The organism is Rahnella sp. PCH160 (assembly GCF_047784855.1).
Lineage (GTDB): Bacteria > Pseudomonadota > Gammaproteobacteria > Enterobacterales > Enterobacteriaceae > Rahnella.
This window is the reverse complement of the sequence record NZ_JBLOGT010000001.1, coordinates 3,027,266-3,038,984: the sequence shown is the minus strand read 5'-3', so window position 1 is coordinate 3,038,984 and position 11,719 is coordinate 3,027,266. Positions and strand designations below refer to the sequence as shown.

10 protein-coding genes and 1 pseudogene are annotated in these 11,719 nt (G+C 53.8%); 5 read left to right on the top strand and 6 right to left on the bottom strand.

The window, feature by feature from the left end:
* The first annotated feature begins 5 nt into the window (after positions 1-5).
* Positions 6-818, top strand: coding sequence for a PfkB family carbohydrate kinase (locus ACM5QY_RS14065; RefSeq protein WP_416121388.1), 813 nt, complete (start codon positions 6-8; stop codon positions 816-818).
* A 93-nt stretch (positions 819-911) separates the two neighbouring features.
* Here the strand turns inward: ACM5QY_RS14065 and ACM5QY_RS14060 are convergent, their stop codons facing one another.
* The 4 genes and pseudogenes from ACM5QY_RS14060 to ACM5QY_RS14045 all read right to left on the bottom strand — a co-directional run bounded on the left by ACM5QY_RS14060 (position 912) and on the right by ACM5QY_RS14045 (position 6,817).
* On the bottom strand, positions 912-4,001 hold the full coding sequence (locus ACM5QY_RS14060; protein WP_416121387.1) for an efflux RND transporter permease subunit: 3,090 nt from the start codon (positions 3,999-4,001) through the stop codon (positions 912-914).
* The gene (locus ACM5QY_RS14055; protein WP_416121386.1) at positions 3,998-5,107 is read right to left on the bottom strand and encodes an efflux RND transporter periplasmic adaptor subunit; all 1,110 of its coding nucleotides are present in this window, start codon (positions 5,105-5,107) and stop codon (positions 3,998-4,000) included. The genes ACM5QY_RS14060 and ACM5QY_RS14055 overlap by 4 nt, the downstream gene beginning before the upstream one ends.
* A 76-nt stretch (positions 5,108-5,183) precedes the next feature.
* Positions 5,184-5,797, bottom strand: a pseudogene (locus tag ACM5QY_RS14050) (TetR/AcrR family transcriptional regulator).
* Between the two features lie 300 nt (positions 5,798-6,097).
* Entirely contained in the window at positions 6,098-6,817 is a 720-nt protein-coding gene (locus tag ACM5QY_RS14045) for a TetR/AcrR family transcriptional regulator (protein ID WP_416121385.1), read from the bottom strand.
* A 65-nt stretch (positions 6,818-6,882) separates the two neighbouring features.
* Here ACM5QY_RS14045 and ACM5QY_RS14040 point away from each other — a divergent pair, with 65 nt between their 5' ends.
* Positions 6,883-7,038, top strand: a complete 156-nt coding sequence (locus tag ACM5QY_RS14040; protein WP_416121384.1) for a hypothetical protein — start codon at positions 6,883-6,885, stop codon at positions 7,036-7,038.
* A gap of 197 nt (positions 7,039-7,235) precedes the next feature.
* Here the strand turns inward: ACM5QY_RS14040 and ACM5QY_RS14035 are convergent, their stop codons facing one another.
* Positions 7,236-8,252, bottom strand: a complete 1,017-nt coding sequence (locus ACM5QY_RS14035; protein WP_416121383.1) for an NADP-dependent oxidoreductase — start codon at positions 8,250-8,252, stop codon at positions 7,236-7,238.
* 91 nt (positions 8,253-8,343) lie between these two features.
* Between ACM5QY_RS14035 and ACM5QY_RS14030 the strand changes: the two genes are divergently transcribed.
* Entirely contained in the window at positions 8,344-9,246 is a 903-nt protein-coding gene (locus ACM5QY_RS14030; RefSeq protein ID WP_416122887.1) for a LysR family transcriptional regulator, read from the top strand.
* 164 nt (positions 9,247-9,410) lie between these two features.
* A complete protein-coding gene (locus ACM5QY_RS14025; RefSeq protein ID WP_416121382.1) occupies positions 9,411-9,626 on the top strand; it encodes a hypothetical protein in 216 nt (71 codons plus the stop codon).
* 48 nt (positions 9,627-9,674) lie between these two features.
* Here ACM5QY_RS14025 and ACM5QY_RS14020 read toward each other — a convergent pair whose 3' ends face one another.
* Complete coding sequence (locus ACM5QY_RS14020; RefSeq protein WP_416121381.1) at positions 9,675-10,604, bottom strand: LysR family transcriptional regulator; 930 nt, start codon at positions 10,602-10,604, stop codon at positions 9,675-9,677.
* Positions 10,605-10,746: 142 nt separating this feature from the next.
* Between ACM5QY_RS14020 and ACM5QY_RS14015 the strand changes: the two genes are divergently transcribed.
* Positions 10,747-11,631 carry a pirin family protein gene (locus tag ACM5QY_RS14015; protein ID WP_416121380.1) on the top strand — a complete coding sequence of 295 codons (885 nt, stop codon included), beginning with the start codon at positions 10,747-10,749 and terminating at the stop codon, positions 11,629-11,631.
* The last annotated feature ends 88 nt before the right edge of the window (positions 11,632-11,719 follow it).

Genomic DNA, 11,719 nt, shown 5'->3' with positions numbered 1-11,719 from the left:
ACAAAATGAGAGTGCTTGGGCTGGGCGATAACGTTATTGACCGGTATACCCATACAGGTATCGGTTACCCCGGAGGGAACGCACTTAACTTCAGTGTGTACGCCCGGTTATTATCTGCAAATACTGCCTATCTTGGGGTTTTTGGCGACGACAGTGCGGCAGGACATATTCGCCGCGTACTGGAAGCAAGGGAGATTGATACCTCTCATTGCCGGGTGGTACCCGGTGAAAACGGTTATGCCAATCTGACCATTGAACAGGGGGAACGACGGTTTATAGACTCCAATGCGGGGGGAATTCGTCAGACGACGTCGATGGATTTTGTCTTAAATGACATGCCCTGGCTCAGTCAGTTTTCGCTGATACATACCAGTGCGTACAGCTACGTTGATGAGCTGCTGCCCGGATTAGGCCTGCTACCCGGCAGTTTATCCTATGACTTTTCAGATGATTTTGATGCCGGAAAGATAGGTCCTTTATGTCGTCGGTTAGACTACGGCTTTTTCTCATGCGCAGAACGCAGTATTGAGGAAACGCGCGCGATACTGGAAACGGCATGGCATGCGGGATGCCGACTGCCTGTTGCGACGCGCGGGGCTGAGGGGGCGCTGCTGTTCAATGGCAGTATCTGGATAAGTCAGCCGCCGGAAATTATCACACCGGTAGACACGCTTGGGGCTGGAGATGCTTTTATCACGGCATTTTTGTTGGCGCATGTTGAAGGCAACACGCTGTCCCAAAGCTTGCGTCAGGGCGCTCTTTTCGCAGCCGAGATTTGTTTAACGGAAGGCGCTTTTGGTGAGGGACTCCCCTACTGACTCTCTACGGTTAACGCCGGAATAATAGTGATAAAAAAACCGCACTATGCGCAATGCGGTTTTTTTCATTATTTCCTCGCAACATACACAGGACTAGCCGGATGTCGGACTTTCACTCTGCTGCTGATTGTCAGGCCGTATCCTGAACCAGATGGCATACATGGCAGGCAGGAAGACCAGCGTGATGATCGTGCCGCCAAATGTTCCGCCAATCAGGGTATAAGCCAGCGTCCCCCAGAACACCGAGTGCGTCAGCGGGATAAACGCCAGAATGGCCGCCATTGCCGTCAGCAACACCGGTCTGGCTCGCTGCACCGTCGCCTCCACCACCGCATGGAAAGGCGCCAGCCCTTCCTGTTCGTTGTGATGGATCTGCCCTATCAGGATCAGGGTGTTACGCATCAGGATGCCCGACAGCGCAATCAGTCCTACCAGCGCATTGATGCCAAACGGCTGGTTGAAGAGCAGCAGCGTTGGCACCACCCCAATCAGCCCCAGTGGCGCGGTGAGGAATACCATCACCATCGCCGACATCGACCGCACCTGCAGGATAATAATCAACAGCGTCATGGCAATCATGACAGGGAACAACGGCACCATGGCTTTGGTCGCTTTCGCGGATTCTTCAATCGGCCCGGCCTGCTCAATGCGGTAACCTGCCGGAAGCGTATCAATCACAGGCTGTAGCTCTTTCATAACTGCCGTGGACGCGTCCGGCGGTTGCAGGTTTTCGGCAATGTCTCCCCGCACGGTAATCGTCGGTGTACGATCGCGACGGCGCAGAACAGGATCTTCCATTTGCACCTCAACCTCCCCGATCTGAGACAGCGGAATGCGCTGACCGGCAGAACCCACTAAGGTAAAACCCGCTATTTTTGCCGGGTCGAGCCGGATATCTCCCGCCGCGCGTCCCATGACCTGCACCGAACGGATATCTTCACGCACAGAGGTAATCGGAACCCCTGAAAGCAGGAACTGAAGCTGCTGCGCAACCGCATTCGATGTCAGCCCTACCGCCTGAAGGCGGTCCTGATTCAGCGTGAAATGCAGCGCCGGCACCCGCGGCCCCCAGTCAGTGTTGACGGTCCTCATCATCGGGCTGGCCTGCATTACCTTTTCGACTTTGCCTGCAATTTCGCGCAGTTTAGTGGGATCCGGCCCCATGACACGGTAGGCCACCGGATAAGGTGAATACGGACCAAACACCAGTTGGGTCACGCGTACGCGCGCTTCAGGAGCCAGGCCACTGGCCGCCGCTTCACGCAGTCTGAACTTGAGCGCCTCACGTGCTTCCTGGCTGTCCGTCAGCACGACAATTTTCGCAAACGACGGATCGGGCAGCTCGGGCGCCATGGCCAGATAGAAACGCGGTGAACCCTGCCCGATATAGGAGGTGACGATTTTTGCCTCTTTTTGCTTTCTCAGCCAGGCTTCGATTGTCGCCGTCGTGGCGCTGGTCTGCTCAATCGCGGTGCCATAAGGCATCTGCACTTCAACCAGTACCTCCGGGCGGTCGGAGGTAGGGAAAAACTGTTTTTTCACCAGCCCCATGCCGAGAATAGCGACCATAAAAACGGCAATAACGGTACCGGCGACTATCCACTTGCGGGCGATAACGCGGGTCAGTACCCGGCGAAAGCGGTTGTAATGGCGGGTGTCGTAAATCGCCGCATGTCCGCCCGCCGCCGTTTTGATTTTCGGCAGCATTTTCACGCCCAGATAAGGCGTAAACACTACCGCCACAATCCAGGAAGCAATCAGGGCGATACCGACAATCCAGAACATGTTGCTGGTGTATTCGCCGGCGGTGGACTGTGCAAAACCGTTGGGCATGAAACCGACAGCGGTGACCAGCGTGCCCGCCAGCATCGGGGCCGCCGTGTGGCTCCAGGCATAGGCCGAGGCTTTGATGCGGTCGTAGCCCTCTTCCATTTTCACCACCATCATTTCGATGGCAATGATGGCATCATCGACCAGCAACCCCAGCGCAAGGATCAGTGAACCCAGGGTAATGCGGTCAAAGTTTTTGCCGGAAGCCTCCATCACCACAAAGACAATCGCCAGCGTCAGTGGCACCGCCGCGGCAACCACCACGCCCACGCGCCAGCCCATACTGACGAAACAGACCACCATGACCACCAGCAGCGCGACAAAGAACTTGATCATGAACTCATCGACGGCGGAGCTGATGTTGACTGACTGATCGGTGACCTTGGTCAGGGTCATGCCCAGCGGCATACCTTCATTGATTTTGACCGTCTCCGCATCCAGCGCCTTGCCCAAATCCAGGCCGTTCCAGCCGTCCCGCATAACGATGCCCAACAACAGCGCCGGTTCACCCTGATTGCGGATCAGGAAGGTCGCCGGATCTTCATAGCCTCGCTCAACGGTAGCCACGTCAGAAAGCTGCAGGGTCCTGCCCTGAACGACGACGGGCGTTTTGCGGATTTTCTCCAGTTTATCGAAAGCGCCATCCAGGCGGATAAAGACCTGCGGCCCTTTGGTGTCAATAGAACCGGCGGGCGTCAGTACGTTCTGGCTGTTGAGGGCGGAGAAAATATCCTGAGGCGAAATGCCCAGTGTGGCCAGCCTGTCATGCGAGAACGAGACAAAGATACGTTCGGCCTGTTCACCGATGATATTGACCTTCTTGACGCCGGGCACATGCAAAATTCGCTGGCGCAACGATTCCGCATCGCGGACCAGCAGTCGCTGTGGCTCCCCTTTCGCCTTCAGCGCAAAGAGTGCAAAGGTCACGTCGGAGAATTCATCATTGACCATCGGCCCTATCACGCCTGCCGGCAGATTTTTAGCCTCATCGCCCAGCTTTTTACGCGCCTGATAAAACTCTTCCTGCACCTGTGAAGGCGGCGTGCTGTCCTGTAGCGACAGCATGGTAAAAGCCAGACCGGGACGCGTGTAGGTCTCACTGCGGTCATACCACTTGAGCTCCTGCATACGCTTTTCCAGCGGTTCAGCCACCTGATCCTGCATCTCCTGCGCGGTGGCGCCCGGCCAGGCAGAAATAATCGTCATCTGCTTAACGGTAAAGGGGGGATCTTCAGCCCGCCCCAGTTCGAAAAACGAAAGAATACCGGCCACGGTGATCAGGATAATAAGGAACAGTGTGATTGAGCGCTCGCGAACGGCAAGCGCTGAAAGATTGAATCTGCCCCCGCTCATGGCTGGCTCCCGGCGACCCGGGTGTCGCTTTGTTCAGCTATGCGTACAGCCTCACCGTCATGCAGGAGATGCGCGCCAAGAGCGACCACCTGTTCACCCGGCTTTAAGCTCCCGGTGACCCTCGCCGCATCGTCACCCAATCCCAACACCTGCACGGGCCGCCATGACACTTTGGCGGGTTTACCTGAAATGCCCCAGACCCCCGGCCCTTTTCCTGAATCATAGAGTGCGGCTAAAGGTACCTGCATCACCTGCCCGGCTATTTTATCTTCTGCAATATGCAGCGTTACGGTAGACCCCAGCGGCGCATTCGCCAGTGCCCCCTCAAGCACATATCTCGCCTCGAAGGTGCGTGTTACCGGATCCGCCGCATCGGAGAGGAGGCGCAGTTTCGCAGGAACTGACTGTTTGTCAGTCCCATACAGCGTTGCCCCGGCCTCACTTCCAACAGCCGGGCGCAGCGTCTCGGGCAACTGCACGATGGCCTCGCGCTGCCCTGCTCTGGCTAACCGGATCACCGGTTGCCCTGCACTGATAACCTGACCGGGTTCAGCCAGCGTATCCATGACCACGCCGTCAGCGTCAGCCAGCAGCACCGCATAGCCCGTGGCGTTTTTCGCCACATTCGCCTGCGCCTGGGCGGCACTGAGTTCTGCTTTGGCCGTATCCGCCGCCGCCTTTATCTGATCGTAGGCCGATGCAGAAACTGCACCTCCAGTGACCAGTCCGCGATAACGCGCCTCATCAGCAGCAGTTTGCCTGGCGCGAGCTAGTGAGGCAGCGACGGCCTGTTGCTGAGCTTGAGCCTGCAGGCTTAGGTCAACGGGATCCAGACGCATCAATGGCTGACCGCGTTTAACGGTCTGGCCGGTATCGACCAGGCGTTCAAGGATTTTTCCCTGCACTCTGAAACCGAGGTCGCTTTGAGTTCGTGCGACAACAACCCCGGTGAATGCGCGTGAGGCATCGACAGCACTCACCACGGTCGCAGACCTGACCAGAGGAGGCTGAGTACGGGGATCGCCGGTACCGGAAGAGTCACCGCAGCCCATAAGGGCAAACGGCAACAGGCAAACAGCAAGGGTGGCAGGATTGAGCCTGAGCATGGGTTACCTTAATTGATTCAACAGGACAGTAACCGCATTCTCAGACTAGTGACCAATAATGTCAATAGTCACCAAGTCAGGGTGACAGACTTCTCAGTATCAGCGAGGACAGGAGCGCAGCCGCAGCCGCAGCTGTTTCCAGATTGTATTGCAGCTGGACAGGGCTGATGTAAGGCCGCATGACCAGATATATCGCATGTGCCGCCTCGTCCAGCGGCGTTTTTCGTTCAAACTCTCCCGCCTGCCGCCCTTCAACAATGATGTGCTCAATCAGTTGTCGCAAACGTTCCTCATGGGCCTCTGCTGAAGGCCACTTATCCCGCGCCGCAACGGCAGCAATATCGTAAAGCTTGCGATCGTGAAAAAACAAATCACTGCCGGCTTCAGTCAGCGCCCGGAATAAACGCCGCAATTTTTCGGAAGCCGACGGGGCATCAGCAATCGCTGCATTGACAATCTCCATGATCATCGCCAGTCGGTTGGTGCAGATCACCTCACCGATCGCCTGCTTGGAATCGAAAAATTTATAGATATAAGATTTTGAAAATCCTATAGATTTAGCCAGTTCTGACACTGTGGTTTTCTCATAGCCATAATGCCCGAAATGCTCTGTGGCAGCGTCGACGACCTGATCGCGGACACTGTGATCCGATGGCCCCCTTGGGGATGTACATTTATGTGTTTAGTCATTTTTCCAGCTTAGCTCAATGAGCCCTGATTGACAACGAGTGACCATTTGGTAATGTAGTCACGCCTCAGAATTGACTCAAGTAATATCCATGTTCCCCCTCCGTACTCTTGCACTGGTAGTGAGCAGCGTCTTACTGGCGGGTCTGCCGTCGGGCCGGATTTACCGCTGATAACTTCACACAACCGTACCGATAACCGGGGAAGGGATGAAAAGAATCGGCATTCTGGGCGTTGTCTCGCCTGCGTCAGACAGGTGCCCGCTAAAAGCGTGTGGGCTAAACCGTCCTTCTGGCGACGGCCTTATTGCGGATTTTTTGCAGATTGCGGCGGCAGGAGTCGCACAGCGAGAGTGGCAACGCGTTTCAGTTCATCCTGCGTAATCCCGTCCTGGGCGGGGATGGACATCCCCTCTAATAGCGTGTTCAGCGTCAGCGCTATTCCCTCGACATCGGTATCCGAAGGCAACTGGCCGGTCTCTTTCCCTGCCTGCAATCGCCGCCTAAAGAAAACCCGCCCCTCTTCTCTCAAAGTCTTTACTGCATCGTAAACATCTTTTGAATCCGGTGAAACGTTAATAGCGGCGAGAACGACAAGGCAACCACAGGGCACTTCCTGCGAGGTCAGAATGACGGCAGATTCCTCAAAAAAGTTACGTATTGACTCATAGACATTCTCCTCCTGGAGCATTTTTTTCCAAGGCTGGTCCCAGTAAGTTCTTTCGTAAAAGTTTACCGCCTCAAGAAACAGCGCAGCCTTGCTGCCGAAAGCCGCGTAAAGGCTAGGCGGATTAATATCCATCACCCGGCAAAGCTCACCAACGGAAGCAGGCTCATATCCGCATCGCCAGAACAGATCCAGTGCGCGCGTCAGAGCCTTGTCCCGGTCGAAATTGCGGGTCTTCCCCGCCGTGAGGGCGTGGAGGATGTTGAAATTGTCATAATTCCCTTCAGTTAAAAAGAGTGGCGCAGCGTGAAGCGCATGACCGTGACATCTGCAATAACGGCAAAATGTATCGATCACTACATAATAATGACATTGTTTATGTTTGGATACCTGAATTGTGAATCTTATTACTGAGATTACGAATGGCAGGTCAGGAAGAGCGGATTGTTACAGTCATCGATCCCCATAAAGCAGACCGCAACCGCATACCCGATAATCTTTGGAATCAGAATATGCAACGCCTGTCGTATCTGTCACCGGTGAAAGACGATGCAAACTGGCAGTCAACGGATATTTGATTAACCGCTCAGTCAGCCTCTTTTTGAAGGACAAATTTCCGGCACGCTGCTGCGGGGCCGTCTCAAGTTCATTGAGCGCCATCAGAAAGCGCGTAAACCCGCAGGGGTGTAAATATGTCCATTGATGATAAGCATATTGTATTTCTCATGCTGTCGGCTTGCGACCTTTTCACTGATGCAATACGTGAACTGATGAGTCAGAGGTTAGTAAGCACGATTTTACCCTGAGTCCCACCCCGGGAAGCGCGCTCGTGCGCAGATGCGGCTTCGGACAGTGAATATATGCTGTCAACCACGACACGAACAGTACCGTTGCTGAGCAGACGCCCGGCCTCAGCCAGTTGCGCACCGTGGGATCGAACCTGTGTTGATGACACGGTGATCCCGCGACTGGCGGCATCATCATGTCCCGAGAAACCCAGAGGATTGACCAGGAAGAGCGAACCACCTTGCCTGATGACCTTCAAAAAGCGCTCCATATGAGGACCGCCGACAGCATCAATAACAAGATCAACATCTTTAACGACGCTTTCGGCCGCCACGCAGGTGTAATCGATAAACTCATCTGCGCCGAGGTCACGCAAAAGTGCTTCATGCTTTCCGGAGGCAACTGCAATGACCCGCGCCCCCTTCCATCTGGCAATCTGAACCGCTAAATGGCCTACACCGCCACCGGCACCATTGACCAAAACGGTTGTTCCTTTGAGCGCGACAGGAACATGCTGGAACGACTGAAAGGGATTCGGATCTTCATGGCTGACGGCAATCAAAAACTGCCACACGGTCAGCAGTGACATTGGCGCTCCGGCTGCATGTACGTGGTCTGTACCCTCAGGTTTCAATGCCAACTCGTTTGCAGGAACGCAGATATAATCGGCATAAGCACCACTGCCTTTCATTAAATCCTGAGGAAAACGCACCATCGCATAGACCTCGTCACCGATATTGAATCCGGAAACCTGGTCGCCCACAGCAGCAACGACCCCTGAGATATCCGTTCCGGGTATCAATGGAAAACCCGGACTCGGGCGCCATTCTGGCGGAAGCGACCGATAACCGTCACGAAGATACAGATCAGGCGGGTTGATACTTGCCGCATGAACGCGGACAAGCACTTCGCCAGCATCTGCGTTTGGCCGGGGTGCATCCTCGTACTTCAGGACAGCCGGTCCACCAAATTCGTGCAATTGTACTGCTTTCATAAACTCACTCATGCTTACCTCATACCTGAATTATTTGGGTAGAGAGAGCGTAATATTATTCTGTCAGGTTGATAATGAGGCTTTGTTTCGTTTTAATGTTGCCATGAAGGAACAAATAGGTTTTGAAAGATTTACAGGTTTAATCGCATTCGCGCGGGCGGGTTCTTTAGGGAGCTACACTGCGGCTGCGCGCTCGTTAGCGGTTTCTCCGTCTGCGATAAGCAAAAGCATTCAGCGGCTGGAATCGCACCTGGGCGTGTCTCTGTTCACCCGCACAACACGTTCGATCGCTTTCACGCCTGAAGGCCGTGACCTGCATGAGCGCGTTTTACAACTGCTGCGCGATGCTGAAGAGATTGAGCAAATTGCGCAATCAGCACGTGCCGAACCCGCCGGGACACTGCGCATTGCGACATCTCTTCCTATTGGCCTGTACATGTTGACTCCCGCCATTCTGATGTTTCGCAAGCTTTACCCTGAGGTAATGATTGATTTGCGAATGAGCGACCACATCGTGGGTCTGGTAGACGACAGCATTGATCTTGCGGTACGAATCGGCGACCTTGCCGATTCCTCTCTCCTGTCTCGCCGACTCTCTCCTTACCAGCTTTGCTGTTATGCATCGCCAGAATATTTGGCAATGCGCGGAATTCCTCGCGAACCCGGCGAGCTTGTGGGCCATGACACGGTAAATTTACGCTATCAAAGTACGGGACAGATGTTTCGCTGGCCGTTTCAGATCGGGGGAAAGGAGAGGGAGATATTGCCCTCATCACCCATCATTATGGATGCGAGTGAAGCTGTTTTAACAGCGATTGCAGGGGGCGCAGGCATTGGAATGGCAACAAGCTTTATGGCCGCGCCCTGGGTCAGTCGTGGGGAGTTAATCCCAGTTCTGGCCGAATTTGCTGTTAAGCGACATAACATCACAGCGGTATGGCCCGAAAGTCGTCGCTCGAACCCAACAGTTCGCGCCTTTTTAGATTTGTTGATCAAACAATATTAAGCCGATTGTGGCAAACGCCGAACTTCTCCTGGTGTACATCGCTGTCAATAAAGTCTCAATGCGGGCTATATCACTGACGCGATTCAGGACTAAGGGAGCCGTGGCTCCCTGATCAGAACGCTTCCGAAACGCGGCAACACATCCTGGATGTGGCCCGAACGCTGATGACAACGAAAGGCTATACGGCCGTCGGACTGGCCAAAGTCGATGCGTTGTTAACCGGCCAGGCTCCGGCAGCAGAAAGGCTGATAAATTATTTCCGCTACTGGAGCGAAACGCAGGATTCCGCGCTGCCGTATGGCAAGTGTCTGGTGGTAAAACTGGGGGCGAAAGGGTGTGAGCTTGCTGCTTTCTCTATCAATCAGCAAACTCGCCTTTGATGAACGCGTTACATTATCCCGTGACCCTGTTCAGGCATCCACAGCGTGTTACGAAGGGCGGCCGCGTTGTAATACGACAGGTGCATGTATGATCTTACTTTTAAATCGTGTGGCGGTATGCTCAACAAACACGGATACGGCCAGGGGAATATGACGCCTGCTGGGATAAACAATCGACATATCATTATTAGGCTGACCGTACATTGGAAGCACGGGAACAAGACGACCGTTTTTTAAACTCTCTTGTAAAAGGGATTCAGGCAATAAACAAATACCCAGGCCGTATAAAGCCGCTTTAAGCTGCGCCTGCGCGGTATTTGCACAAAAACGTCCACCCACTTCGATCTCAAACTCGCCCTCCTCCCCGGTCAAATGCCAGACCGTCTGGTCAGACTGATTTGAAGCCCTGATGCACTGAAAGTTACCCAATTCGTGGATATCGGCCGGTATACCGTGCTGATCCAAAAACGCCTGACTTGCAGCCAGTATCCGGCGGCCTGTGCTGATTTTTCGTGCCACCAGGCTTGAGTCTTTCAGCACCCCACCGCGGAAAGCGACATCAATACCCTCAGCAATCATGTCTGATAACGTATCGCTGAGCACAAAATCAATGTAAAGACCTGGGTAGAGAGAGAGGAAATCAGCAATCCACTCCATTAAATATATTTCAAAAAAATCTGCCGGTGCGGCCACTCTGATATTGCCCATGGGCTCCTGATTTGCGCCCACCAGCAACCTGCTGACTTCGTGCAACCCATTAATTTTATCTGCGCTGTGTTCATAAAGCCGCTTCCCCGCATCGGTCAGGGTTAGCTTGCGCGTCGATCGGTGTAGCAACCGGACATTGAGCGTGTCTTCCAGATGCTGTACCCGGCGGCTTAAGGTGTTGGGCGGTAATCCAACGCGCCGCGCGGCCCCCGCAAAACTTCCTGATTCAGCAACCTTTACGAACAACGCAACATCATTGAGATCAAGCATTCAATTACTTCCAAAAATGGATGAGTGAAATGATATTACACCCCCTAATCAATAAACCTCATATTCATTAACATGTCATCACACGCTGTCTGAAACCAGACTGGCCAGAGTCTAACGACGCAAAGCAACTTACGGGGATCCTATGTCTACCACCTCACTCAGCATTGAAAACACCTCACGTAAAATCGAATACCGTACGCGGGGCACCGGGCATGGGCCGATTGTGCGTCTTATGAGTCCCCATGATTACGGACGGATCGCGAAACCTTTTGTTTTCCTCGACTTGTTTGAAGGTGACGCCGCTGTAATAGAACGGATGCCAATGCATCCTCACTCAGGCATTGCCACCGTAACGGTTATCACGGAAGGCGATCTGCGCTTTGATGATCCAATATCCGGTAGCGGTTTCATTGGTTACGGCGGTGTCGAATGGATGCGTGCAGGGGGCGGTGTCTGGCACGGTAAAGAAATGTCAGCGGGAAAGTCCCAACGGGTACGGGGTTATCAACTGTGGGTGGCGTTACCGGCAGAATTAGAAAATGGCCCGGTCGACAGCCAGTATATCGAAGCCGCAGAGATGCCAAAAACAGGGCCGGCTTACGTGATTGTGGGAGAGCACAATGGTGTTAAGAGTCCCGTCCGCGCACAGCCCGGCCTTAACTATTTGTTGGTCACCCTGCCGCCAAACACCGCCTGGGAATATGTCCCGCCTGCGGGGCATACCACATTGTGGATGAGCGTGAGTCGCGGGAACCTGCACTCTTCTGAAGTTGTTGCAGCCGGTGAATTTGTCATTTTTGAATCAGGTGAACACGCCCTCCAGCTTCGCGCGGGTAATGAAGATGCGGTGTTTGTGATCGGTTCAGCCATTCCCCATCCGCATGATCTGAAATTAGGCAACTATTCGGTTCATACCAGTGATGCTGCTTTACGGTTAGGCGAAGAAAAAATCAAGGATATTGGACGTCGTTTGCAGACAGAAATGCTGAATAAACAGGCTCACACATCCATTCCCATTTTCAAATGACAGTACGGACTGACTCTCCTTTTTAACCCACGGCAATGCTCAGGAAAAACACGAATTGAACCCGATAAAACGTTTTTTTCATCGATTT

What these genes read in the sequence shown, in the direction of transcription:
- ACM5QY_RS14065 (WP_416121388.1), top strand. Translation starts at nt 6, where the DNA reads ATGAGAGTGCTTGGGCTGGGCGATAACGTTATTGACCGGTATACCCAT.
- ACM5QY_RS14060 (WP_416121387.1), bottom strand. Translation starts at nt 4,001, where the DNA reads ATGAGCGGGGGCAGATTCAATCTTTCAGCGCTTGCCGTTCGCGAGCGC.
- ACM5QY_RS14055 (WP_416121386.1), bottom strand. Translation starts at nt 5,107, where the DNA reads ATGCTCAGGCTCAATCCTGCCACCCTTGCTGTTTGCCTGTTGCCGTTT.
- ACM5QY_RS14040 (WP_416121384.1), top strand. Translation starts at nt 6,883, where the DNA reads ATGGCAGGTCAGGAAGAGCGGATTGTTACAGTCATCGATCCCCATAAA.
- ACM5QY_RS14035 (WP_416121383.1), bottom strand. Translation starts at nt 8,252, where the DNA reads ATGAGTGAGTTTATGAAAGCAGTACAATTGCACGAATTTGGTGGACCG.
- ACM5QY_RS14030 (WP_416122887.1), top strand. Translation starts at nt 8,344, where the DNA reads ATGAAGGAACAAATAGGTTTTGAAAGATTTACAGGTTTAATCGCATTC.
- ACM5QY_RS14025 (WP_416121382.1), top strand. Translation starts at nt 9,411, where the DNA reads ATGACAACGAAAGGCTATACGGCCGTCGGACTGGCCAAAGTCGATGCG.
- ACM5QY_RS14020 (WP_416121381.1), bottom strand. Translation starts at nt 10,604, where the DNA reads ATGCTTGATCTCAATGATGTTGCGTTGTTCGTAAAGGTTGCTGAATCA.
- ACM5QY_RS14015 (WP_416121380.1), top strand. Translation starts at nt 10,747, where the DNA reads ATGTCTACCACCTCACTCAGCATTGAAAACACCTCACGTAAAATCGAA.